Source organism: Streptomyces sp. 3MP-14 (genome assembly GCF_006334905.2).
Taxonomy (GTDB): domain Bacteria; phylum Actinomycetota; class Actinomycetes; order Streptomycetales; family Streptomycetaceae; genus Streptomyces; species Streptomyces triticirhizae.
Map to the genome: position 1 here is coordinate 39528 of NZ_VDLZ02000001.1, position 23569 is coordinate 63096.

The following is a 23569-nucleotide window of genomic DNA, read 5'->3' on the forward strand; positions in this document are numbered from 1 at the left end:
AAGTGACTTCACTGGCTGCGGTATACCAGGTGTACGCAGGTTTCGGGTGGTGCGACTATGGACCTTATGGGGGACAAGGCGAGGTTCGAGAGCAGTCGAGCCGCCGCTCGGGAGGGCGCGCGGCTGCTGCGCCTCGGGGACCTGGACGGGGCCGAGGGGCCGCTGCGGGAGGCGGCGGCGGACGGCGAGCGGTCGGCGGCCAACAACCTGGGTGTTCTGCTGCACCAGTCCGGTCGTTCCCAGGAGGCTGCGGAGTGGTGGCGGATCGCGGCGGTGGCCGGTTCCGCACCCGCCGCGCACGCGCTGGGGCGCTACTGCCGGGAGCGTGGCGACGAGGTGACGGCCGAGTTCTGGCTGCGCCAGGCCGCCGAGTCCGGCCACGCCTCCGGCGCCTACGCCCTCGCGGACCTGCTGGACCACCGGGGGAACGCGGAGGCGGCGCGCTGGTTCCTGGCCGCCGCCGAGCGCGGCCACCGCGAGGGCGCCTACCGGCACGCCTGCGTGCTGGCGGGCCGTGACGAGTCGGCGGCCGAGCCCTGGTTCCGGCAGGCCGCGGCGCGCGGCCACCGGCGGGCGGCGCTGCGGCTCGGCGCGCTGCTGGAGCGGCGCGGCGAGACGGTCGAGGCCGGGCGCTGGTACCTGGAGGCGGCGGAGGCCGGCGAGGCGCGGGCCGCCAGCGCGCTCGGCTTCCTGCTGCGCGACTCCGGCGACGAGGCCGGCGCCGAGACCTGGTGGCGGAGCGCCGCCAGGGACGGCGACGGGCCCGCCGCCAACGCGCTGGGCGCGCTGCACGCGCGGCGCGGCGAGCGGCAGGAGGCGCAGCGCTGGTACCGGGCGGCGGTCGAGGCCGGCGACATCAACGGGGCCTTCAACCTGGCCCTGTTGAGCGCCGGTCAGGGCCGCACCGCCCAGGCCGAGCAGTGGTACCGCAGGGCGGCCTACGCGGGCCACCGCGAGGCGGCCAACGCGCTCGCGGTGCTGCTGTTGCAGCGCGGCGACGCGGACGGCGCCGAGCCGTGGTTCTCCAAGGCGGCCGAGGCGGGCAGCGTGGACGCCTCGTTCAACCTGGGCATCCTGTACGCCGGGCGTGGCCAGGAGGAGGCCGCCACGCGGTGGTACCGCAGGGCGGCCGAGGCCGGGCACGCGGAGGCCGCGCTGCAACTCGCCGTCGGGCTGCTGCGGTCGGGCACCGGCGACGCCGAGCAGCGGCTCGCGGAGCGGTGGCTGCGGCAGGCCGCCGAGGGCGGCAGCGTCGAGGGCGCCTTCCGGCTGGCCGTGCTGCTGGAGCGGTACGGCGAGGCGGCGGAGCAGGGCGAGGGGCCGGCGGAGTACGAGCGCTGGTACGAGCGGGCGGCGGAGGCCGGGCACCGTCGCGCGCAGGTGCGTTGTGGCATGTGCGCGGCCGGGCGGGACGACGTGGTCACGGCGGCCCGCTGGTACCGCGAGGCGGCCGAGGCCGGCAGCCGCAACGGCGCGTTCAACCTCGGGCTGCTGCTGGCCCGCGAGGGCAGCGAGCCGGAGGCGGCGCTGTGGTGGCGCAGGGCGGCCGAGGCCGGGCACGGCCGGGCGGCGCTGCGGCTGGCGCTGCTGGCCTCGCGCCACGGGGACTTGGCCGAGGGCGGGGACTGGTGCACCCGCGCGATGGAGCTGGGCCCCGCCGAGGTGGCCGAACGCGCGGCCAGGCTGCGCGATGCGCTGGCGCAGGAGCTGACGGCCTGACGGGTGGCGGCCTGACGGGTGGCGGCCTGACGGCCTGAGCGTCTCGGGAGCGCCGGCGCGGGGCGCCGGCGCGGCCGGCGCCCCGGCGGGGGTGTCGGGGGTGGTGCGTGGGCAGAGTCGGGTCGCTCGTTCGAGTGATGGATTCCGGCCCGCCGCCGGCGAGTTGGCGTTCGCCCCGTCGCGTTCCGTGAGGAACGCGGCCGGGCGGCCGGTCGGTGGTTCCGTGGTCGTGAACGGTCCGCCGAACGCTCGGGGCGGTGTCGCCGGCGCACTCGGGTGGCCTGGCCTGGCCTGGCCGGCCGGGGGCGGAGTCGAGGTCGTGTCGCGTGTGTGGTCGGCTCGTTGGCACGGGCTGGGTGGCCGCCGATGGCTACCCGACCCTCCGGCACCCGACCGCCACGCCGGTCCGGCACCGGCCCGGCCGGCATGGCCCGGTGCCTGCCGGTGGTTGAGCTTCCCGGGAGCCGCTCGGCCGCTCCGGTCCGGCACCGGCCCGTTGTCCGCCGAAGTCGCCTCGCCCAGGTAACTCGTCGGCCGTGCCGGGCCCGCCTATGCCCCCGTCGGTGTCGCGCGAACCCGCGCATTCCACCGGCCGTCGGGTCGGCGCGGCGCGAGCCGTGCGTGGATCGGCGCTCGCCGCCCCCGGCGCGCGCGCCGCGCGCCCGGCGGCCCCCAGGGCCGCCGGTCCCGTCACCCGCGCCGTGCCGCCTCCGTGAAGGCGGCCAGCGCCATGCGGTGCAGGAGTTGGGCCGTCTCCTCGCGGTCGGGGAGGGCGGTGGGGCGGGACAGGCGGCGGGTGGAGTTCAGCAGGCCGAAGACCGCGTGCACGGCGGCGCGCGCCCGTTCCGGGGCCAGCGAGGGGTGCACCCCGCGCAGCGTCTCCACCCACAACTCGACGTACTGCCGCTGGAGTTGACGCACCCGTCGGCGGTCGTCCGCCGGCAGGCGGTCCAGTTCGCGGTCGTGCAGGGTGATCAGGTCCCGGTCGTCGAGGGCGAAGTCGATGTGCCCGGCGACCAGCGCCTCCAGCGCCGCGCTGGCCGGCTCGCCGGCCTCCGCCGCCTCGGCGACCCGCTGCTGACCGCCGTCCCTCAGTCGGGTGGAGATGCCGACCAGCAGTTCGGTGAGCATCGCGTCCTTGCCGGCGAAGTGGCGGTAGAGCGCCGGGCCGCTGATGCCCACCGCCGCGCCGATCTCGTCGACGCCCACGCCGTGGAAACCGTGCGCGGCGAAGAGCCTGGAGGCCTCCCGCAGGATCTGCTCGCGACGCGAGAGCCCTGCGGGCGGTGAGGAGGTTGATGAGCCGGACGGCTCGTGCGCGCTCATAAAGCTATTGTAGACATGGCGGTTAGCGAGCGTTAACCTAACGGGTATGCGGCAGGCAACGACGCTGAGCAGCACCGCCGATCCCGCCTCCGAGGCGTACCGCGCCAACGAGGCCGTCCACCGCGAGCGCGCCGCCCGGCTCCGCGAGACCCTGGCCGCCGCCCGGCTCGGCGGCGGCGAGCGGGCCCGCGCCCGCCACCTCGCCCGGGGCAAGCTGCTGCCCCGCGACCGGGTGGACACGCTCCTCGACCCCGGCTCCCCGTTCCTCGAACTCGCCCCGCTGGCCGCGCACGGCCTCTACGAGGGCCAGGCCCCGGCCGCCGGGGTTATCGCCGGCATCGGCCGGGTCAGCGGTCGCGAGGTCATGGTCGTCGCCAACGACGCGACCGTGAAGGGCGGCACCTACTTCCCGCTGACGGTCAAGAAGCATCTGCGCGCCCAGGAGGTCGCCCGCGAGAACCGCCTCCCCTGCGTCTATCTGGTGGACTCCGGCGGCGCGTTCCTCCCGATGCAGGACGAGGTCTTCCCCGACCGCGACCACTTCGGCCGGATCTTCTACCACCAGGCCCGGATGTCCGCCGAGGGCATCCCGCAGATCGCCGCCGTGCTCGGTTCCTGTACGGCGGGGGGCGCCTACGTTCCCGCGATGAGCGACGAGGCGGTCATCGTGCGCGGTCAGGGCACGATCTTCCTCGGCGGGCCACCGCTGGTGAAGGCGGCCACCGGGGAGGAGGTCACCGCCGAGGAGCTGGGCGGCGGCGAGGTGCACGCCCGCGCCTCGGGGGTGACCGACCACCTCGCGGAGGACGACGCCGACGCGCTGCGCACCGTGCGGACCATCGTCGCCACGCTGCCCGGGCGCGGCCCGTTGCCCTGGTCGGTCGAGCCCGTCGAGCCGCCGGCCCTGGACCCGGCCGGGCTCTACGGCGTGGTGCCGGCCGACCCGCGCACCCCGTACGACGTGCGGGAGGTGATCGCCCGGCTGGTGGACGGCTCGCGGTTCCAGGAGTTCAAGGCGGAGTTCGGGACGACGCTGGTCACCGGGTTCGCGCGGCTCCACGGCCACCCGGTGGGCGTGGTGGCCAACAACGGCATCCTGTTCTCCGAGTCGGCGCAGAAGGGCGCGCACTTCGTGCAGCTCTGCGACCAACGTGGCATCCCGCTGCTGTTCCTCCAGAACATCGCGGGCTTCATGGTCGGCCGCGCCTACGAGGCGGGCGGGATCGCCAAGCACGGCGCCAAGATGGTCACCGCCGTCGCCTGCGCCCGGGTGCCCAAGCTGACCGTGGTGATCGGCGGCTCCTACGGCGCCGGCAACTACTCGATGTGCGGCCGGGCCTACTCGCCCCGCTTCCTGTGGATGTGGCCGGGCGCCAAGATCTCGGTGATGGGCGGCGAGCAGGCCGCCGCCGTGCTGGCCACCGTCCGGCGGGACCAGCTGGCCGCCGCCGGCGTGGAGTGGCCGGCCGAGGACGAGGAGGCGTTCCGCGCGCCGATCAGGGAGCGGTACGAGGCGCAGGGCGACGCCTACTACGCCACCGCCCGGCTCTGGGACGACGGCGTGATCGACCCGCTGGAGACCCGCACGGTGCTGGGCCTGGCGCTGACGGCCTGCGCCAACGCCCCGCTGAGCGACGCCGGCTTCGGCGTCTTCCGGATGTAGGGGAGGGGAGCCGATGACCGCAACGGGCAGCGGGGGCACGGGCTTTGACACGGTGCTGGTGGCCAACCGGGGCGAGATCGCGGTGCGGATCATCCGCACCCTGCGCCGGATGGGCCTCACCTCGGTCGCCGTGCACAGCGACGCCGACGCCGGAGCCCGCCATGTCGCGGAGGCCGACGTGGCCGTCCGGCTGGGCCCGGCGCCGGCCGTCGAGAGCTATCTGCACGTCGAGCGCCTGCTGGCGGCGGCCGAGCGCACCGGCGCCGGCGCCGTGCACCCGGGCTATGGCTTCCTCGCCGAGAACGCCGCGTTCGCCCGGGCGGTCACGGACGCCGGGCTGGTCTTCGTCGGCCCGCCGGCCGAGGCGATCGAGGTGATGGGTGACAAGATCCGCGCCAAGGAGGCCGTCGCGGCGGCCGGCGTCCCGGTGGTGCCGGGCGGGCATGGCGAGGATCTGCTCGCGGTGGCCCGCGAGTTGGGGATGCCGGTGCTGCTCAAGCCGTCGGCCGGCGGGGGCGGCAAGGGGATGCGGCTGGTGCGGGACGCTGCGCGGCTGCCCGAGGAGATCGAGGCGGCCCGGCGCACCGCCCGTTCCGCGTTCGGCGACGACACGCTGCTCGTCGAGCGGTGGGTCGACCGGCCGCGCCACATCGAGGTACAGGTGCTGGCCGACGGCGCCGGCCGGGTGCTGTACCTGGGGGAGCGCGAGTGCTCCCTGCAACGGCGCCACCAGAAGATCGTCGAGGAGGCGCCCAGCCCGCTGCTGGACGAGGCGACGCGGGCCGCGATGGGCCGCGCCGCCGTCCGGGCGGCCGAGACGTGCGGCTACCGGGGCGCGGGCACGGTGGAGTTCATCGTGGCCGGGCACGGGGTCGGCGGCGAGCACTACTTCATGGAGATGAACACCAGGCTCCAGGTGGAGCACCCGGTGACCGAGCTGGTCACGGGACTCGACCTGGTGGAGTGGCAGCTGCGGATCGCCGCCGGCGAGGAACTCCCGTTCGACCAGGACGAGATCGCGTTCACCGGGCACGCCGTGGAGGCCCGGCTCTGCGCCGAGACCGCGCGGCTGACCGAGGCGGACGGCGAGCGCCGGGTGGACTTCCTGCCGTCCACGGGGCCCGTGCTGCTGGTCGAGGAGCCGTCCGGCGAGGGCGTCCGGGTGGACTCGGGCATCGCCGCCGGCACCGAGGTCGGCGCGCACTACGACCCGCTGCTGGCCAAGGTCGTGGCGCACGGCCCGGACCGGCCGACCGCGCTGCGCCGGCTGCGGGCCGCGCTGGGCCGCACGACGGTGCTGGGCGTCGACACCAACACGGCCTTTCTGCGCGCCCTGTTGGACCATCCCCGGGTGCGCTCGGGCGACCTGCACACCGGGCTGGTCGACGCGGAGGCGGCCCAGCTGCTGCCGGCGGGCGTGCCCGACGCGGTGTACGCGGCGGCCGCGCTGCTGCGCCAGGCCGAACTGACGCCGACGCCGGGGCCCGACGGCTGGCTCGACCCGTTCGCCGTGCCGTCCGGCTGGCGGCTGGGCGGCCGGCCCGCGCCCGTCCCGCACCGGCTGCGGGCCGCCGGCGCCGAGCCGGTGACGGTGTGGGTCGCGGAGGGCGAGGTCCGGATCGAGGGGCCCGCCGGGAGCGGGACGGAGGCCGGGGCGGATACCGGGACCGGGACGGATACCGGGACCGGGACGGATACCGGGACCGGGACGGATACCGGGACCGGGACGGATACCGGGACCGGGACGGCGGCCGGTGAGGAACGTGGAACGCCCGCCCGGCTGCTGTCTGTTGGCGAGCGCGACGCGCGCCTGGAGTACGCGGGGCGCGTGCTGCGGGTGACGCACGCCCCCGTGCCGGGCGGCCGTTGGCTGGGGCTGGACGGCGACGCCTGGCGGCTGCTCGACCACGACCCGGTGGTCTCACGGGGCGGCACGAAGGAGCCGGGCGCCGAATCGCTGACCGCGCCCATGCCGGGCACCGTCACCGTCGTCAAGGCGGCCGTCGGCGACGCGGTGGCGGCCGGGCAGAGCCTGCTGGTGGTGGAGGCGATGAAGATGGAACACCCGATCGTCGCCCCGCACGCCGGCACCCTCACCGCGCTGGAGGTCGCGCCCGGCGACACCGTGGCGATGGACCAGGTTCTCGCCGTGGTCACCCCAGAGGCGGGCGGGGAGTCCTGATGGCGCTCGACACGCTGCCGGCCCGGGTCCGCGTCCACGAGGTGGGCCCGAGGGACGGCCTCCAGAACGAGTCGGCGCTGGTCCCCGTCGAGGTCAAGGCCGAACTGGTGCGCCGGCTGGTCGCCGCCGGGCTGGACACCGTCGAGGTCACCAGCTTCGTGCACCCGCGCTGGGTGCCCCAACTCGCCGACGCCGCCGAGCTGTTCCCGCTGGTCCGCGAGCTGCCGGCGCGGCTTCCCGTGCTGGTGCCCAACGAACGCGGGCTGGACCGGGCGCTGGAGCTGGGCGCCCGCGAGGTCGCCGTCTTCGCCTCGGTCACCGAGTCGTTCGCCCGGGCCAACCTCAACCGCACGGTCGACGAGTCGCTGGCCATGTTCGCGCCCGTGGTGGCCCGGGCCACCGCCGCCGGCGTTCCGGTGCGCGGCTATCTGTCGATGTGCTTCGGCGATCCGTGGGAGGGCCGGGTGCCCGTCGCGCGGGTGGTCGAGGTCGCCGGCCGGCTGGCCGAGTTGGGCTGCGGCGAGCTGAGCCTGGGCGACACCATCGGCGTCGCGACGCCCGGCCAGGTGGTCGAGGTGCTGGCCGCGCTGGACGCGGCCGGGCTGACCGCCGACCGGCTCGCCGTCCACTTCCACGACACCTACGGCCAGGCCCTCGCCAACACCCTGACCGCCCTCCAGCACGGCGTCACCACCGTCGACGCCTCGGCCGGCGGGCTCGGCGGCTGCCCGTTCGCCCGCTCCGCCACCGGCAACCTCGCCACCGAGGACCTGCTGTGGATGCTCAACGGGCTGGGCGTCGAGACCGGCGTCGACCTCGACGCCCTCGCCGCCACCAGCCGCTGGCTCGCCGAACGCCTGGGCCGACCCAGCCCCTCGCGCACGGTCACCGCGCTCGCACCGCCCTCCCCCGAGGAGAACCCCTCCCCCGAGGAGACCTGAGAAGGAGCCCCACCATGTCTCTCGACCACCGCCTCACCCCCGAACACGAGGAACTGCGCCGCACCGTGGAGGCGTTCGCACACGACGTGGTCGCGCCCAAGATCGGCGGGTTCTACGAGCGACACGAGTTCCCCTACGACATCGTCCGCGAGATGGGCCGGATGGGCCTCTTCGGGCTGCCGTTCCCCGAGGAGTACGGCGGGATGGGCGGCGACTACCTCGCGTTGTGCCTGGCCATCGAGGAGTTGGCGCGGGTGGACTCCTCGGTGGCGATCACCCTGGAGGCCGGGGTCTCGCTGGGCGCGATGCCGATCTTCCGCTTCGGCACCGAGGAGCAGCGCCGCCGCTGGCTGCCGGCGCTGTGCTCGGGCGAGGCGCTGGGGGCGTTCGGGCTGACCGAGCCGGACTGCGGCTCGGACGCCTCCGGCACCCGCACCACGGCGGTGCGGGACGGCGGGGAGTGGGTGATCAACGGCACCAAGAGCTTCATCACCAACTCGGGAACGGACATCACGGCGTTCGTCACGGTCACGGCCGTGACCGGCCGCCGGGCGGACGGCGCCCCGGTGATCTCGGCGATCGTCGTGCCGGCCGGCACGCCCGGGCTGTCCGTCGCGCCCGGCTACTCCAAGGTGGGGTGGAACGCCTCGGACACCCGCGAACTGTCCTTCAACGACGTGCGGGTCCCGGCGGACCATCTGCTGGGCGAGGAGGGGCGGGGCTATGCCCAGTTCCTCAGCATCCTGGACGAGGGCCGGATCGCCATCGCGGCGCTGGCCACCGGGCTGGCCCAGGGCTGCGTTGACGAGTCGGTGCGCTACGCGCGGGAGCGGGTCGCCTTCGGGCGGCCGATCGGCGACAACCAGGCCATCGAGTTCAAGCTCGCGGACATGGCGACCCGGGCGTACACCGCGCGGATCGCCTGGCGGGACGCGGCCTCCCGGCTGCTGGCCGGCGAGCCGTTCAAGACGGAGGCCGCGATGGCCAAGCTGCACGCCTCCGACATCGCCGTGACCAACGCCCGCGAGGCCACCCAGATCCACGGCGGCTACGGCTTCATGAACGAGTACCCGGTGGCCAGGATGTGGCGGGACGCCAAGATCCTGGAGATTGGCGAGGGCACCAGCGAAGTCCAGCGGATGCTGATCGCACGCCACCTCAAGGCGGCGTGAGGCCGGGGGTGGTGAACGTGAAAGCACCGTGAAACGCTACGAGTTGGGCTTCCCCGGGCCGCTGCGGGACCGGCTGGTGGCCGCCGTGCTCGGCGGCGCCAAGACCGCGACCACCGGCCTGCTCGCCGGCTACCTGGCCGCCGACGAGCCGCTGCCGACGCCCGGGGAACGGTGGCTGCTGGTCGACTCGGCCGAACGCCCGGTGGCCGAGCTGGAGATCACCGAGGTCCGGGTGGTGCCGCTGGGCGCGGTCGACCTCGCGCACGCCCTCGCCGAGGGCGAGGGCCACACCGACCTCGCCGCCTGGCGCGCGGACCACGAGGCGTTCTGGCACGGCCCGGACAGCCGGGCCGAGCTGGGCGACCCGGCCTTCACGGTGGACGACACCACCGAGGTGGTCCTGGAACGGTTCCGCGTGCTGCGGCGCCTGACCGCCCCCACCGATCAGCCCGCCCCCGGCTGAACTCCGAAGAACGGTCGCCGCAGGGCGGCCAGGGGCCAGTGGTCGATCAGCATGAGGTCACTATCGGTGTCAACTCGCTCACCCCGCACGCCAATTCGGTCGTCAGCTCGACAGCGCCGCCCCGATTGTCGGGGCCGGCTGGAAGAATCGGGGCCATGGTCGCCATGGCAGAGATCAGTCAACCGTCCGGCGCTTGGTACTTCGAGGGCGATGTGCTGCGCATCGTGCCGGGCCACGGCAAGGGCGTTCATCTGCTGCGTTCCTCGCTGGGCGAGTTGGTCGTGCCGCTCACCGCCGTGGCCTCCGTCTCCCACGAGTCGGGCCGCAAGAGCGGCCGGCTGCGCCTGCGGCTGCGGCACGGCGCCGACCCGCTGGTCCAGGCGACCGGCGGCCGGCTGCCCGACGCCGCCGACCCGTACCAGCTGGAGGTCGCGCGGGACCGCTCCGGCGTCGCCGAGTACCTGGTCGAGTCCGTCCGCAACGCGCTGCTCATCGAGCAGGTCCCCGGCGAGCCCTGCGACCGCTATCTGCTGCCCGGGCCCAGCGTGCCGCTGACCCTGCACGCCTCCGACGGCGAGGTGACGTTCGACGGGGAGCAGCTGCGGATCACCTGGGGCTGGGGCGCCGAGGAGAGCAAGAAGAGCGCCGGCCCCAGGACCCTGGGCCTGGACGACCTGGCCGAGGTCCAGTGGACCCCGCCGGTGGGCTGGGAGAACGGCTTCGTCCGCTTCCTGCCCAAGGGCGTCGCCCCGGCCGCCGTGAAGCCGGCGCACGACCCCAACACCGTGGTGCTCTGGGGCCTGCGGATGGCCAAGGACATCGCGGAGTCCGCGCTGTTGACGGCGGCCGTGCTGGCCCGGCTGCCGCACCCCTCGGCGCACTCCTCGGCCGGCGGCCCGGGCCGGGGTGCCGGCGGCCGGCTGGCGAAGGCGCCGGAAGCGCCCGCCCTGCCGGCCGGCGAGGGCGCCGCGCCCGACCACGACACCATCCTGCGCCGGCTGCGGGAGTTGGGCGAGTTGCACCGTTCGGGGGTGCTCACCGACGAGGAGTTCACCGCCGCCAAGAAGGCCATGATCGACCGGCTCTAGGCGTCCGCAGTCCGTTCGCGGCCCGCTCGCGACACATCCCTGCCCGATATCGGGCAGGAATGTTGCGAAAGTCCTCCGCGGTCCGCAGTATCGAGGGGTGCCCGAACGTCGAACGCCCCACGAGGACCTCGTGGACCACCTGGTCCGCAGTACCCCCCTCGGGCGTGGCGAAGCCGCCCGCGTGGTCCTCGATGTGCTGGCGTATTTCGACGAGACCACCGAGGAGTTCGTTCGGAGGCGGCACCGGGAGCTACGCGCCCAGGGGCTGACCAACGAGGGGATCTTCGAGCGCGTCGCGGAGGAGTTGCCGCACCGCGCGGTGGCCCCGCCGACGCTCTCGCTGCGGCAGTTGCGCCGGATCGTCTACGGGTGACGGAACGGCCGTTCGCCCCGCCCGGGGCGCGCAGGGGGACGACGGGCAGCCGGAAGATTCGACAGCAGGAGGAACCAGGATGTGCGGAATCGTTGGATACATCGGCAAACGAGATGTCGCCCCGCTCCTGCTGGAGGGGCTCCAACGACTTGAGTACCGGGGCTATGACTCCGCCGGCATCGCCATCCACAGCAGCGGGAGGAACGGCGGGCTGAAGACCGTCAAGGCCGCCGGCCGCGTCCGCGAGCTGGAGGAGCGCCTCCCCGCCCGCTTCGCCGGCACCGGCGGCATCGCCCACACCCGCTGGGCCACCCACGGCGCGCCCAACGACACCAACGCCCACCCGCACCTGGACGACGCCGGCAAGGTCGCCGTCGTGCACAACGGCATCATCGACAACTCCGCCGAGCTGCGCGCCAAGCTCTCCGCCGACGGGATCGCCCTCGCCTCCGAGACCGACACCGAGGTGCTCGCCCACCTGATCGCCCGCGCCCAGGCCGCCACGCTGGAGGAGAAGGTCCGCGAGGCGCTGCGCTATGTCGAGGGCACCTACGGCATCGCCGTGCTGCACGCCGACTTCCCCGACCGCATCGTGGTGGCCCGCAACGGCTCGCCCGTGGTGCTGGGCATCGGCGAGAAGGAGATGTTCGTCGCCTCCGACGTGGCGGCCCTGGTCAGCCACACCCGCCAGGTGATCACCCTGGACGACGGCGAGATGGCCACCCTCAAGGCCGACGACTACCGCACCTACACCACCGACGGCAGCCGCACCGCCGCCTCGCCCACCACGGTGGAGTGGGAGGCGGAGAGCTACGACATGGGTGGCCACGACACCTATATGCACAAGGAGATCGCCGAGCAGCCCGACGCCGTGGACCGGGCGCTGCGCGGCCGGATCGACGACCGCTTCGCGACCGTCCGCCTCGGCGGGCTCAACCTGGACGCCAGGGCCGCACGCGGGGTGCGCCGGGTGAAGATCCTCGGCTGCGGCTCCGCCTACCACGCGGGGCTGATCGGCGCCCAGCTGATCGAGGAGCTGGCCCGCATCCCGGCCGACGCCGAGCCGGCCAGCGAGTTCCGCTACCGCAACGCCGTGGTCGACCCCGACACCCTCTACATCGCCACCAGCCAGTCCGGCGAGACCTACGACACCCTGGCCGCCGTCCAGGAGCTGAAGCGCAAGGGCGCCATGGTGTTGGGCGTGGTCAACGTCGTCGGCTCGGCGATCGCCCGGGAGACCGACGGCGGTGTCTACGTCCACGCGGGCCCCGAGGTCTGCGTGGTCTCCACCAAGTGCTTCACCAACACCGCCGTGGCGTTCGCCCTGTTGGCGCTGCACCTCGGCCGGATCAGGGACCTGTCGGTGGCCGACGGGCGGCGGATCATCGAGGGCCTGCGGCGGCTGCCGGCGCAGATCGCGGAGATCCTCCGGGACGAGGACCGGATCGCGGCGCTGGCCAAGGACTTCGCCGACGCCAAGAGCATGATGTTCGTCGGCCGGGTGCGGGGCTTCCCCGTCGCCAAGGAGGCCTCGCTCAAGCTCAAGGAGGTCTCCTACATCCACGCGGAGGCGTACCCGGCGTCCGAGCTGAAGCACGGCCCGCTGGCCCTGATCGAGCCGGCCGTGCCGACCGTCGCGATCATGCCCAACGACGAGCTGCTGGAGAAGAACCGCGCCACCCTGGAGGAGATCAAGGCGCGTAGCGGGCGCATCCTGGCCGTCGCGCACGAGGAGCAGGCCAAGGCCGACGACACCATCGTGGTGCCCCGCAACGAGCCGGAGCTGGACCCGGTGCTGATGGGCATCCCGCTGCAACTGCTCGCCTACCACACGGCGTTGGCCCTGGGCCGGGACATCGACAAGCCCCGGAACCTCGCCAAGTCCGTCACCGTGGAGTGACCGTGGAATGAGAACGCGCTGACCGCGCGGCGTCCGAGGCCGCTGCGGGGCGCGGAGGCGGCGCGGGAAACAGGCGGCGGCCCCCGGGGAAGTGCGTGCCACCAAACGCAACCCCGGGGGCCGCCCCAGGTTGCCGGCGTCGCCCATTACGCCGGCAGGGGAAGGCCGGGGCCGGGTCCGTCACCTCCCGGCCGTCGGCCCAAGCCGACCCGTCCGCCGCCGCCTTGCGGCGGCTGGCGGAGCTGGTGTCAGCTTTATGCCCATCACAAACGCACAATCCACGTCCCATGCCCGGTGAATTTGGTGAATGGTCAGTGGGGATTCGCCGCCGCTTCCCCCGACGGACGCTGGTGGGCCCGTCAGGGGATCACGATCACCGGGCGCTGGGCGCGGCGGGCCAGCCGTCCGGAGACCGAGCCGAAGATCCGGCTCAACAGCCCGTGCGTGGTGCCGACCACGATCGCGTTGGCCGCGTACTCGCGCCCGACCTCCTCCAGCTCGTGGCAGATGTCGCCGCCGCGCTCCAGCAGCACCCAGGGCAGGTCGGAGAGGTGCTCGGCGCAGGACAGTTCGAGCCCCAGCACCTCGGTGCGGTGGTCGGGGACGTCGACCAGCGCGGGCGGCTCACAGCCGGCCCAGACGGTGGTCGGCAGCCGGTTGGCCACGTGCACGATGATCAGGCCCGCGTGGGAGCGCTGCGCGAGGCCGGCGGCGTACGCCAGCGCGCGCTCGCTGGAGGTGGAGCCGTCGAAGCCCACCACCACGCCGTGCTGGAACGCGGGATCACGCGCCGCGTGGTCCTCGGTCGCCGGGTCGGGCGTATCGGAGGGTTCTACGACGCGCCTGCGATCCGCTGGTTCGGGGAACTCGTATCCAGCCATCGGAGCCTCAGCGGGGAGTCGGTGAGGAGACCTCGGGAATGTGTGGGAAACGGGGGCGGAGCGCGTGGGGAAGGAGGAGGGTACTCCCTTTCGTCACAGGTTCCACCTCCAGGGTACGGCGTTCAGGTACCTAGTTCCCAGAGATGGTGTGTACAACCCTGGAAACCGGTCCCGCGACCGTGACCGTGCAGGATGCCGCATCCCCGGCCGCCCAGGCAACGCTTTCGGACACTTTCCGGCGCCGGTGAACCCGCCCGGTGATCGACGCCGGGGCGGCGGCCGTTCCGGGGCCGGGGGGCGCATGGGTGCTCCTGTTCTGGACATGATCACCGAGCGTGCTCGGGGGGTTGCGGCACGAGCGACCCCCGAGCGCCCCCGGCGCACGCCGGGCGCGCGGTCTGAAGTTCTTGCTGACGGCTTTTATTTTCAGCCAACTTCCGTGTGGCCGCCCCACCTTGCTCACCCACCCCTTCAACACCTGGGGTATACCCGGTGGATGGGCCATCCCTGGCCTGCTGCCCCCTCCGGCGGGCGCTCCCGGAGGGAGGCGCACTTCCCCCAACTGCCGCCACGTGAAACGCTTCCTGATCGAATGCTTCGCGCCACGTTGTCATGTCGATTTAGCGCCGAGTGATGAACTTGTCCCGCCGACCTCGCCTGACACAGTAGATTCGATCTTGGCAAACACGTCGGGGGAAACGTGCAGGACCGAGAGGATGCGACGACCGAGGGAACTGAGGAGCATGAGCCAGGACCCAACGCACGGCCCCGAGCCCGCTGTCAAGCTGGCTGCCCGACGCCGCCGCGAAGTCGTCGCGGTGCTGCTGTTCAGCGGCAGTCCGATGTTCGAAAGCTCCATCCCGTTGTCCGTCTTCGGCGTCGACCGCCAGGATGCCGGGGTGCCGCGCTACCGTCTGCTGGCCTGTGCCGGCGAGGACGGACCCCTGCGCACCACCGCCGGTCTGGAACTGCGCGCGCCCTACGGGCTGGGCGCGGTGGCCCGTGCCGGCACCGTCATCGTGCCCGCCTGGCGATCCATCACCGGGCCGCCCCCGGCGGCCGCGTTGGCGGCGCTCCGGCGGGCGCACAGCGAGGGCGCCCGGATCGTCGGCCTGTGCACCGGGGCCTTCGCCCTGGGCGCCGCCGGCCTGCTCGACGGCCGGCCGGCGACCACGCACTGGATGTACGCCCCGACGCTGGCCAAGCGCTATCCCTCGGTCCACGTGGACCCCAGGGAGCTGTTCGTGGACGACGGTGACATCCTCACCTCGGCCGGGACGGCGGCGGGCATCGACCTGTGCCTGCACATAGTCCGGCAGGACCACGGCCCGGAGGCGGCGGCCGCGCTGGCCCGCCGCCTGGTGCTCCCGCCCCGGCGGGGCAACGGGACGGAGGTCGGCCCGCACCGCCATCTGGACCGGTCTTTACCAGAGGACATCGGCGCCGACCCGCTGGCCGAGGTGGTGGCCTGGGCCCTGGAACACCTGCACGAACAGTTCGATGTGGAGACGCTCGCGGCCCGCGCCTACATGAGCCGGCGGACCTTCGACCGCAGGTTCCGCTCGCTCACCGGCAGCGCGCCGCTCCAGTGGCTGATCACCCAGCGGGTGCTCCAGGCCCAGCGGCTGCTGGAGGTCTCCGACTACTCGGTCGACGAGGTCGCCGGCCGCTGCGGGTTCCGCAGCCCGGTGGCGTTGCGCGGCCACTTCAGGCGGCAGTTGGGCGCCTCGCCGGCCGCCTACCGGGCGGCCTACCGGGCCCGCCAGCAGGACGGCACCGGCCGGAGCAAGCCGGTGACCGACGGCTACTCGCCCCGGGTGCCCGGCCAACGGCCGCGCCCGGAGCGCTGAGGCCGCACGCGTGCCGGTCGTGCACCGCGACGAAGCCGTCGCGGTGCGCGACGTAAGGTTGTCGCATGAACGATCGCATGGTGTGGATCGACTGTGAGATGACCGGCCTCTCGCTGGCCGACGACGCTCTCGTCGAGGTCGCCGCCCTGGTGACCGACTCCGAGCTGAACGTGCTGGGCGACGGCGTGGACGTGGTGATCCGGCCACCGGACGCCGCCCTGGAGTCGATGCCGGACGTGGTGCGCGCCATGCACACCGCGTCCGGGCTCCTGGACGAGCTGGCCGGCGGCCGGACCCTGGCCGAGGCGGAGGACCTGGTGCTCGACTACGTCGCCCAGCACGCCCCGGAGGCCGGGAAGAGCCCGCTGGCAGGGAACTCGGTCGGCACCGACCGGGGCTTCCTGGCCCGGGACATGCCGCGCCTGGAGGGACACCTGCACTACCGGGTGATCGACGTCTCCTCGATCAAGGAGCTGGCGCGCCGCTGGTACCCGCGGGTCTACTTCAACAGCCCGGAGAAGAGCGGCAACCACCGCGCGCTCGCGGACATCAGGGAGTCCATCGCCGAACTGCGCTACTACCGTGAGGCGGTCTTCGTGCCCCAGCCGGGACCCGACTCCGAGGCGGCCCGCAGGATCGCCGCCCAGCACGTCGCGCCGAGCCAGGGCCTCTCTTGAGGCCCTAGCGGCGGGCCTCCCGGCCCCCGGGCGGGGCGTGCGAGCACCCTTTGGAACCCTGTACACTCGTGGAGCGGTTGAAGACGGCGAACGCGCCGTTCAGGCCGGTCATGGTGGGTGTAGCTCAGCTGGTAGAGCACCTGGTTGTGGTCCAGGTGGCCGCGGGTTCAAGTCCCGTCACTCACCCCAGGAACGAGAGCCCCCCGAGCAGCGGAGACGCCGCCGGGGGGCTTCTTCGTGCCCGGCTGCCGGCCGGGATCGACGGCCGTTCTCACCCGAACGAGGGACCCCGGTGCGGGGCGATCAACTCCTAGACTTGGCAGGTCAGTTGGGTCGACGGGGGCAGCGTTCTCCCGTGTGACGCAGGGGAGGGTCATGCGTCCCGAGCGGTTCGTGGAGTTCGCCTGTGACCGCTATCCGGCCGTCGCCGGGGTGAAGGAGGTCGAGCCCTGGTCCGAGGGGAACGTCCGGCCCTTCGGGGTGCTGGTGACGTTCGCCTCGGGGACCAGGCTGTGGCACGCGGTCACCGCGCAGCCGCCGGCGGACGCCGAGGCGCCGGCGGGGCGGGCCCCCGAGCCGGTGCCGCAGCCGGAGTTGGCGGCGGGCCGGCCGACGCCGCTGGCCGTCGAGCGCTTCCTGGTCGCGGCCGTGACCAACGCGGGCCTGGACGGGGTGGCGCGGGTCAGGGGGTACTCGGAGCGGGAGCAGCCGGCCAGCACCCCGGGCTTCGGCGTCGAGTTCCACGACGGCGCCCGGATCTTCGCGCCCTTTGTCCATTTCGCCGGCCCGGGTCAACAGCGCGGCGCCGCCTACGAGTTGGCCACATAGCGTCGAACGGGCGGCCCAGCCGGGTCGACAGGGGGTAAGAATGCTCCGCTCAACCCCGGTGGTGGCCGGTCCGCTGGCGGGGCAGCGCATGGCGCGGCGGGTTGGTGAGCGTCATCTGCTTGACGATCTGGTGGAAGGCGACCAGCGCCGAGATCGGCGGCACGGCGGCCACCGCGATGTCCACCGCGGTCATCGGGGCCTGGGCGACCGAGAGGCAGACGGCCAGCCCGGAGAAGAGGATCACCACCACCCACGAGTGGCGCACGGTCCGCTGGTGGAGGGCGGCCCGGAGGATGGAGAGCGAGGCGACCAGCCAGGGGCCGTAGACCAGCAGCGGCCACCACGCGTTGAGCAGGCCCGACTGGCCGGGGGCCGCCGCGTCGCGCAGCGGCTGGTAGCTGATCAGCCCGCCCAGCACGCTCAACATCGCGACCAGCACCGCCGTCGTCGCCCCCAGCAGCAGGCTGGCCCAGCGCAGCCACCTGACCTTGGCCGACTCCCGGGGCACGGAGACCCGGTGGCGGGTCCTGCGGTGCCGGGGCGGCATCGGGGGCTCCGCCAGCTCCTCCGTCTTGAGCAGGTCGGTCAGCCGGGCGGTGTCGTCGCCGAAGCCCCAGGCGTTCCCCACGGGGTGCAGGTCCGGGTGCGGCCCCGTGCGCAGTTCGGGGGGGACGAAGACCCCCATCTCCTCGGTGCCGTGCGGCCAGGCCGCGCCTCGGGAGTCGTGCATCATCGGTCGCGGTCCTCGCCCTCGGCTGGCAGTGCGGTCACATTCCGCCAAACGACGCCGCCCCGGCCGGGATGTGAGGCATTGGAGTGAATGGCGTCCTGCGGGTGGCCCAGCGGGCGGCCCCTTGACCGAACCGTTTCTTCCTGCCGCCCGCGTCGTTAGCGCCGCCCGGTCGGGGGCCGCGTCGGGCTCACCCGGAAGGGGACCGCCTAGGATCGGGCAGTCATGGACATCGCTGATATCGAGGAGCTGTGGGACCGGGTCACCGGCACCCAGCCCGCGCCCGAGATGTGGTTGATAGTGGGGACGGCCGTCGTCGCGCTGGCGGTGGTCGTCTCCCGGGGGCCGTGGCGGGTGGCGCGGAACGCCGTCACCATCGCGCACGAGGGCGGGCACGGGCTGGTCGCGTTGCTCACCGGGCGGAAGCTGGACGGCATCACCCTGCACTCCGACACCTCGGGCCTCACGGTCTCCCGGGGCAAACCCACCGGATTCGGGATGATCCTCACGGCGGCGGCCGGCTATGTGGCGCCGTCGCTGCTGGGGCTCGGGGGCGCGGCGCTGCTGGCCGACGGCCGGATCACGGCGCTGCTGTGGGGTGCGACCGCGCTGCTGCTGGCGCTGCTGGTGATGGTGCGGAACGCCTACGGCCTGCTCACCGTGCTGCTGACCTGCGCGCTCTTCCTGCTGGTCAGCTGGCTCACCGAGCCGGACGTGCAGGCCGCGTTCGCCTATGTGGTCGTCTGGTTCCTGCTGTTGGGGGGCGTGCGGCCGGTCTTCGAGCTACACACCAAGCGCCGGCGCGGGCAGGCGCGCGACTCGGACGCGGACCAGCTCGCCCGGCTGACGCACGCGCCCGCCTTCTTCTGGCTGATTCTGTTTCACGCGGTGACGCTGACGTCGTTGATCGGTGGCGCCCGGTGGTTGCTTGACCGTTGAACACCGGCGATCACGGACTGTCACGCACTAGAGTGAGGCTCATGACCGACGACAGCGAGACCCCGGCCCTCTGGCCCGCGCCTTTCGCCTCCGGCGCGGTGGACGCGACGGTAACGGTGCCCGGCTCCAAGTCGGTCACCAACCGTGCCCTGATCCTGGCGGCGCTGGCCGCCGACCCCGGCTGGCTGCGCCGCCCGCTGCGCTCCCGGGACACCCTGCTGATGGCGGACGCCCTCCGCGCGCTCGGCATCGGCATCGAGGAGACCGTCTCGTCGAACTCGGCGGTCTCGGGGCTGCCCGTCGGCCGGGGCGAGGCCTGGCGGGTCATCCCGGCCCACCCGCAGGCGCCGGCCACGGTTGACGTCGGCAACGCCGGCACGGTGATGCGCTTCCTGCCGCCGCTGGCCGCGCTCGCCGAGGGGCCGGTGCGGTTCGACGGCGACCCCCGTTCCCACGAGCGCCCCCTGCACGGGGTGATCGACGCGCTGCGCGCGTTGGGCGCCCGGATCGACGACGGCGGTCGGGGCGCGCTGCCGATGACGGTGCACGGCGCCGGCTCGCTGGACGGCGGGCGGGTGGACGTGGACGCCTCCGCCTCCTCCCAGTTCGTCAGCGCCCTGCTGCTGTCCGCGCCCCGGTTCAACCAGGGCGTCGAGGTGCGGCACGTCGGGGAGCGGCTGCCGTCGATGCCGCACATCCGGATGACCGTGGACATGCTGCGCCGGGCCGGCGCCCAGGTCGACGCGCCGGACTCCGGCGGCGAGCCCAACGTGTGGCGGGTGACGTCGGGGGCGCTCCTCGGCCGGGACCTGGTCGTCGAGCCCGACCTCTCCAACGCCCAGCCGTTCCTGGCCGCCGCGCTGGTCACCGGGGGCCGGGTCACCATCCCCGACTGGCCGACCCACACCACCCAGCCCGGCGACGCGCTGCGCCGGATCTTCACCGAGATGGGCGGGGAGTGCCGCCTCGACGCGCGGGGCCTGACGCTGACCGGCACCGGCCGGGTGCGGGGCATCGACGCGGACCTCAGCGAGGTCGGCGAGCTGACGCCCGGCATCGCCGCCGTCGCCGCCCTCGCCGACGGCGAGTCCACGTTGCGCGGCGTCGGCCATCTGCGGCTCCACGAGACGGACCGGCTGGCCGCGCTCACCAAGGAGATCAACGCGCTCGGCGGCGATGTCACCGAGACCGAGGACGGGCTGCGCATCCGGCCGCGCCCGCTGCACGGCGGCGTCTTCCACACCTACGAGGACCACCGACTCGCCACCGCCGGCGCGCTGTTGGGCCTGGTGGTCAAGGACGTCGAGGTCGAGGACATCGGCACCACGGCCAAGACCATGCCCGACTTCCCCGAGCTGTGGCACGGGATGCTGGCGCCCGAGGGGCCCGGCGCGGCGGGGGCCGGGGACTAGGCGCGGGCGGGCCGGCGATGCGCCGCTACGGCAAGCACACGGACGAGGACGACGTTCGGGTCCGGCCGAGCCGCCGGGGCACCAGGCCGCGCACGCACCGCAGGCCCGCCCACGAGGACGCGGCCGAGGGCTTCGTGGTGACGGTGGACCGGGGCCGGATCACCTGCCTGGTGGAGGATCGCACGGTGCTCGCCATGAAGGCGCGGGAGCTGGGCCGCAAGGGCGTGGTGGTGGGCGACCGGGTCGCGGTGGTCGGGGACCTCTCCGGCGACAAGGACACCCTGGCCCGGGTGGTGCGCGTCGAGGAGCGGCGCTCCGTGCTGCGCCGCACGGCGGACGACGACGATCCGCACGAGCGGGTCGTCGTCGCCAACGCCGACCAGCTGGCGATCGTGACCGCGCTGGCCGACCCGGAGCCGCGCCCCCGGCTGATCGACCGCTGCCTGGTGGCCGCCTACGACGCGGGTCTTGAGCCGCTGTTGATCCTCACCAAGGCCGATCTGGCGCCGGCGAAGCCGCTGTTGGACACCTACACCCCGCTCGGGGTGCGGCATGTGGTGACCACCGCCGAGCGGTTCGACGACGAGGAGGCCGTCGAGCCGGTGCACGCCCTGCTGGCCGGGCGGATCACGGCCTTCGTGGGGCACAGTGGGGTCGGCAAGACCACCCTGGTCAACGCGCTGGTGCCCGAGCGGCGGCGGGCGACCGGCCGGGTCAACGCGGTCACCGGGCGCGGCCGGCACACCACGGTCTCCGCGCTGGCGCTGCCGCTGCCCGACGACGACGGCTGGGTGATCGACACCCCGGGCGTGCGGTCGTTCGGGCTGAACCACGTCGATCCGTCCCGGGTGATCCACGCGTTCCCCGACCTGGCGCCGGGCGCGGCGAACTGCCCGCGCGCGTGCGGCCACGACGAGCCGGACTGCGCGCTGGACGACTGGGTGGCCGAGGGCCACGCCGAGCCGGCCCGGCTCTACTCGCTGCGCCGGCTGCTGGCGACCAGGGAGCGGCACGAGGGCGACTGAGGCGCCGAGCGGGGAGTACCGCGCCTGCGGCGCGGGACTACGATGCGCCTGCTGACCGAGAAGGGCGCGTCCAGGGGGGACTTGGGGCCGTGGAAGACCGCATACTCGCCGACCGGTACCGGCTGCTGCGCCCGCTCGGGCGGGGCGGGATGGGGGAGGTGTGGGAGGCGCGCGACGAGCGGCTGCGGCGGCAGGTCGGGGTCAAGGTCGTCTCAGCGCTGGCCGGCGGCGGAAGCCGGGCCGACGAGGCGCGCGCCCGCTTCCTGCGGGAGGCGCGGATCACGGCGGCGCTCCAGCATCCGAACATCGTGACGGTGCATGACCTGGGCGAGGCCGCGACCGAGGAGGGCACCACGCCGTTCCTGGTCATGGAGTTGCTGCGGGGCGAGGGCCTGGACGCGGTCGTCGCGCGGGGCAGGGTCGGCGCGGTGGACGCCGCCCGGTGGGGCGCGCAGGTCTGTGACGCGCTGGCCGAGGCGCACGCCGCCGGCATCCTGCACCGCGACATCAAGCCGGCGAACCTGTTCGTCACCTCGCGGGGCAACCTGAAGGTGCTGGATTTCGGGATCGCCCGCGCCGCCGACCCGGTGGGCACCGAGGACCGGCTGACCCACACCGGGTTCCTGGTCGGCACCGCCGCCTATCTGGCGCCCGAGCAGGCGCGCGGCCGCCCCGAGCCGCGCAGCGACCTGTACGCGCTGGGCTGTGTGCTGTTCGAACTGCGCACCGGGCGGCCGCCGTTCACCTCCCCCGACGCGCTGGGCTATCTCACGGCGCACCTGCACGACCGGCCGCCGGCGCCGAGCACCCTCGCCCCCGAGGTCTCGGCGGCCTGGGACGCGGTGATCCTGCGGCTGCTGGCCAAGGAGCCGAACGAGCGGTTCGCCTCGGCCGCCGCGCTCGCCGAGGCGCTGCGTGGCCTCGACGGCGGGGCGGTCGCCGAGCCGGCGCCGCCGCGCCACGCCCCGACCGTGGTCGACGGCGGCGGCGAGCGGCCCGCGCCCACCACCGCGACCGCGCCGACCGCCGACGCCCCGACGGTCGACGCCATGGCCTCGACCGCCGACGCCCCGACGCCGACCGCGACCGGCCGCGCGCCGGCCGGCGGCACCAGCCGACGCGAGCTGCTGGTGCGCGGCGCCGGCCTCGCCGCGCTCGCGGCGGCCGGCGGTGCCGGCGCGCTCTATCTGACCGCCGACCCGGGCAAGGGCCCGGTGGCCTGGTCGCGGACCATCGACGACATCAGCCAACTGGGCAGCCACGGCAACGACATTCTGGCCGACGGGCGTTGCTTCGTGGCGGCGGGCCACGACTACAAGGACACCGCAGCGATCCACGCCGTCGACCTGGCCGACGGCGAGCCGCTGTGGCAGGTGCCGTTGAACGCGCCGCTGGCCAGCGGAGGCATGATCCTGAACGTCGTGGACGACACCGTGCTCGCGGTGACGCGGAACGGGAACGAGGGCCTGACGCTGCACGCCCTCGACGCGGCCAGCGGCGAGGACCGGTGGGACCTGGGGGTCGACAACGGCGCCGAGTTCGTCGTGCACCGGCCCGGCGGTCTGCTGATCCAGCGCGAGGACTCCTATGTCAGCGGGAGGGTTCCGAGCAGCGGTGAGGGGCGGTGGGGGACGAGCGCGCTGGAGGGCGGCGACCTGGCGTTGGTCGGGGACCTGGTGCTGTGCTCGGGAGACTCCACCGCGATGTTGGACGCGGGGACGGGCGAACTGCTGTGGGAGAGGCCCGACATCCCCCTGAAGCACGGGGCGGGTGCGCCGTGCCCCGTCGGCGAGGGCTTCCTCTGCTACGAGCACGCCGGGACGACGGCCGGCGTCGATCTCGTGCTCCGCGCGGCGGGCACCGGCGAGCAGGTCTGGCGGGCCGCGTTCCTCGACGGAGAGCCGGGGAACGCGCTGCGGGACACCCCGCCCCTCGCCTCGCTGCTGTCCGGCACCACCGTGTTTCTGCCGCACGCCGCCGGGGACCGCCGGCGGCCGACCGCCGTCGACGCGCTCACCGGCGAGCCGCGGTGGACCTACGACGGCGCCTGGAACCCGCCCGGGTCCGGCCAGGCCGTCGGCGTGGCGGGCGGGTTCGTCCTGCCGACCGGCGGGGAGGGCACGGTGTGCCTGGCCGCCGAGGACGGCGCCGAGCTGTGGCGCGACGAGGCCGGCGACACCCAGTTGGTGCGGGCCGCCGACGACCGTGTCCTGCTCTACCGGACCAGGGACGAGCGGCTGTTCAAGCGCTGGACCACCCTCCGGGTGCTCGACGCGGAGACCGGCCGCGAGGCGTGGGCTGGCACGTTCAACAGCAGGGAGCTGAGCGGCCCGGCGATCGCGGGCGACCGGTTCGTGGTCCTGGACCGCGACGGAACGCTGTGGTCGCTGCGGGTGTGAC

19 protein-coding genes and 1 tRNA gene are annotated in these 23569 nt (G+C 74.1%); 17 read left to right on the forward strand and 3 right to left on the reverse strand.

Features of this window, described 5'->3' with window-relative positions; genetic code table 11:
- Positions 1-57: 57 nt before the first annotated feature.
- Positions 58-1719: a sel1 repeat family protein gene (locus FH609_RS00150; protein ID WP_405378811.1), complete on the forward strand. Its 1662-nt coding sequence runs from the start codon at positions 58-60 to the stop codon at positions 1717-1719.
- Between the two features lie 690 nt (positions 1720-2409).
- Here the strand turns inward: FH609_RS00150 and FH609_RS00155 are convergent.
- On the reverse strand, positions 2410-3045 hold the full coding sequence (locus FH609_RS00155; RefSeq protein WP_139665847.1) for a TetR/AcrR family transcriptional regulator: 636 nt from the start codon (positions 3043-3045) through the stop codon (positions 2410-2412).
- A gap of 46 nt (positions 3046-3091) precedes the next feature.
- On the opposite strand from FH609_RS00155, the gene FH609_RS00160 reads away from it, so the two are divergent.
- From FH609_RS00160 to glmS, 8 genes are all read left to right on the forward strand, one after another.
- On the forward strand, positions 3092-4708 hold the full coding sequence (locus tag FH609_RS00160; RefSeq protein WP_139665846.1) for a carboxyl transferase domain-containing protein: 1617 nt from the start codon (positions 3092-3094) through the stop codon (positions 4706-4708).
- Positions 4709-4721: 13 nt separating this feature from the next.
- On the forward strand, positions 4722-6890 hold the full coding sequence (locus tag FH609_RS00165; RefSeq protein ID WP_139665845.1) for an acetyl/propionyl/methylcrotonyl-CoA carboxylase subunit alpha: 2169 nt from the start codon (positions 4722-4724) through the stop codon (positions 6888-6890).
- The gene (locus tag FH609_RS00170; RefSeq protein ID WP_139665844.1) at positions 6890-7831 is read left to right on the forward strand and encodes a hydroxymethylglutaryl-CoA lyase; all 942 of its coding nucleotides are present in this window, start codon (positions 6890-6892) and stop codon (positions 7829-7831) included. The genes FH609_RS00165 and FH609_RS00170 overlap by 1 nt, the downstream gene beginning before the upstream one ends.
- A 14-nt stretch (positions 7832-7845) precedes the next feature.
- The gene (locus FH609_RS00175; RefSeq protein WP_139665843.1) at positions 7846-9003 is read left to right on the forward strand and encodes an acyl-CoA dehydrogenase family protein; all 1158 of its coding nucleotides are present in this window, start codon (positions 7846-7848) and stop codon (positions 9001-9003) included.
- A 28-nt stretch (positions 9004-9031) separates the two neighbouring features.
- The gene (locus FH609_RS00180) at positions 9032-9466 is read left to right on the forward strand and encodes an ASCH domain-containing protein (protein ID WP_139665842.1); all 435 of its coding nucleotides are present in this window, start codon (positions 9032-9034) and stop codon (positions 9464-9466) included.
- Positions 9467-9630: 164 nt separating this feature from the next.
- The gene (locus FH609_RS00185) at positions 9631-10554 is read left to right on the forward strand and encodes a DUF4429 domain-containing protein (RefSeq protein WP_139665930.1); all 924 of its coding nucleotides are present in this window, start codon (positions 9631-9633) and stop codon (positions 10552-10554) included.
- Between the two features lie 97 nt (positions 10555-10651).
- Positions 10652-10927, forward strand: coding sequence for a hypothetical protein (locus FH609_RS00190; protein WP_139665841.1), 276 nt, complete (start codon positions 10652-10654; stop codon positions 10925-10927).
- Positions 10928-11006: 79 nt separating this feature from the next.
- The gene (gene glmS / locus FH609_RS00195; protein WP_139665840.1) at positions 11007-12827 is read left to right on the forward strand and encodes a glutamine--fructose-6-phosphate transaminase (isomerizing); all 1821 of its coding nucleotides are present in this window, start codon (positions 11007-11009) and stop codon (positions 12825-12827) included.
- Between the two features lie 359 nt (positions 12828-13186).
- Here the strand turns inward: glmS and FH609_RS00200 are convergent, their stop codons facing one another.
- On the reverse strand, positions 13187-13708 hold the full coding sequence (locus FH609_RS00200; protein ID WP_139665839.1) for a universal stress protein: 522 nt from the start codon (positions 13706-13708) through the stop codon (positions 13187-13189).
- A gap of 743 nt (positions 13709-14451) precedes the next feature.
- Here FH609_RS00200 and FH609_RS00205 point away from each other — a divergent pair.
- The 4 genes from FH609_RS00205 (at position 14452) to FH609_RS30730 (ending at position 17063) form a co-directional block, all read left to right on the forward strand.
- Positions 14452-15558 carry a GlxA family transcriptional regulator gene (locus FH609_RS00205; protein ID WP_122184058.1) on the forward strand — a complete coding sequence of 369 codons (1107 nt, stop codon included), beginning with the start codon at positions 14452-14454 and terminating at the stop codon, positions 15556-15558.
- A 65-nt stretch (positions 15559-15623) separates the two neighbouring features.
- Positions 15624-16235, forward strand: a complete 612-nt coding sequence (gene orn / locus FH609_RS00210) for an oligoribonuclease (RefSeq protein ID WP_139665838.1) — start codon at positions 15624-15626, stop codon at positions 16233-16235.
- A 113-nt stretch (positions 16236-16348) separates the two neighbouring features.
- Positions 16349-16424: transfer RNA gene (locus FH609_RS00215), tRNA-His, on the forward strand.
- Between the two features lie 186 nt (positions 16425-16610).
- The gene (locus FH609_RS30730) at positions 16611-17063 is read left to right on the forward strand and encodes a hypothetical protein (protein ID WP_193317757.1); all 453 of its coding nucleotides are present in this window, start codon (positions 16611-16613) and stop codon (positions 17061-17063) included.
- A 49-nt stretch (positions 17064-17112) separates the two neighbouring features.
- On the opposite strand, the gene FH609_RS00225 is transcribed toward FH609_RS30730, so the two are convergent.
- Positions 17113-17793, reverse strand: coding sequence for a DUF2637 domain-containing protein (locus FH609_RS00225; RefSeq protein WP_226961279.1), 681 nt, complete (start codon positions 17791-17793; stop codon positions 17113-17115).
- 225 nt (positions 17794-18018) lie between these two features.
- On the opposite strand from FH609_RS00225, the gene FH609_RS00230 reads away from it, so the two are divergent.
- The 4 genes from FH609_RS00230 (at position 18019) to FH609_RS00245 (ending at position 23568) form a co-directional block, all read left to right on the forward strand.
- Positions 18019-18732, forward strand: a complete 714-nt coding sequence (locus tag FH609_RS00230; protein WP_139665836.1) for a M50 family metallopeptidase — start codon at positions 18019-18021, stop codon at positions 18730-18732.
- Between the two features lie 41 nt (positions 18733-18773).
- Positions 18774-20144, forward strand: a complete 1371-nt coding sequence (gene aroA, locus FH609_RS00235) for a 3-phosphoshikimate 1-carboxyvinyltransferase (RefSeq protein WP_139665835.1) — start codon at positions 18774-18776, stop codon at positions 20142-20144.
- Positions 20145-20161: 17 nt separating this feature from the next.
- Positions 20162-21169, forward strand: coding sequence for a ribosome small subunit-dependent GTPase A (gene rsgA, locus FH609_RS00240; RefSeq protein WP_139665834.1), 1008 nt, complete (start codon positions 20162-20164; stop codon positions 21167-21169).
- 89 nt (positions 21170-21258) lie between these two features.
- On the forward strand, positions 21259-23568 hold the full coding sequence (locus tag FH609_RS00245; RefSeq protein ID WP_139665833.1) for a protein kinase domain-containing protein: 2310 nt from the start codon (positions 21259-21261) through the stop codon (positions 23566-23568).
- The last annotated feature ends 1 nt before the right edge of the window (position 23569 follow it).

Coding starts and splice junctions, on each gene's coding strand:
- FH609_RS00150 (WP_405378811.1), top strand. CDS start 58: ATGGACCTTATGGGGGACAAGGCGAGGTTCGAGAGCAGTCGAGCCGCC.
- FH609_RS00155 (WP_139665847.1), bottom strand. CDS start 3,045: ATGAGCGCGCACGAGCCGTCCGGCTCATCAACCTCCTCACCGCCCGCA.
- FH609_RS00160 (WP_139665846.1), top strand. CDS start 3,092: ATGCGGCAGGCAACGACGCTGAGCAGCACCGCCGATCCCGCCTCCGAG.
- FH609_RS00165 (WP_139665845.1), top strand. CDS start 4,722: ATGACCGCAACGGGCAGCGGGGGCACGGGCTTTGACACGGTGCTGGTG.
- FH609_RS00170 (WP_139665844.1), top strand. CDS start 6,890: ATGGCGCTCGACACGCTGCCGGCCCGGGTCCGCGTCCACGAGGTGGGC.
- FH609_RS00175 (WP_139665843.1), top strand. CDS start 7,846: ATGTCTCTCGACCACCGCCTCACCCCCGAACACGAGGAACTGCGCCGC.
- FH609_RS00185 (WP_139665930.1), top strand. CDS start 9,631: ATGGCAGAGATCAGTCAACCGTCCGGCGCTTGGTACTTCGAGGGCGAT.
- glmS (WP_139665840.1), top strand. CDS start 11,007: ATGTGCGGAATCGTTGGATACATCGGCAAACGAGATGTCGCCCCGCTC.
- FH609_RS00200 (WP_139665839.1), bottom strand. CDS start 13,708: ATGGCTGGATACGAGTTCCCCGAACCAGCGGATCGCAGGCGCGTCGTA.
- FH609_RS00205 (WP_122184058.1), top strand. CDS start 14,452: ATGAGCCAGGACCCAACGCACGGCCCCGAGCCCGCTGTCAAGCTGGCT.
- orn (WP_139665838.1), top strand. CDS start 15,624: ATGAACGATCGCATGGTGTGGATCGACTGTGAGATGACCGGCCTCTCG.
- FH609_RS30730 (WP_193317757.1), top strand. CDS start 16,611: ATGCGTCCCGAGCGGTTCGTGGAGTTCGCCTGTGACCGCTATCCGGCC.
- FH609_RS00225 (WP_226961279.1), bottom strand. CDS start 17,793: ATGCACGACTCCCGAGGCGCGGCCTGGCCGCACGGCACCGAGGAGATG.
- FH609_RS00230 (WP_139665836.1), top strand. CDS start 18,019: ATGGACATCGCTGATATCGAGGAGCTGTGGGACCGGGTCACCGGCACC.
- aroA (WP_139665835.1), top strand. CDS start 18,774: ATGACCGACGACAGCGAGACCCCGGCCCTCTGGCCCGCGCCTTTCGCC.
- rsgA (WP_139665834.1), top strand. CDS start 20,162: ATGCGCCGCTACGGCAAGCACACGGACGAGGACGACGTTCGGGTCCGG.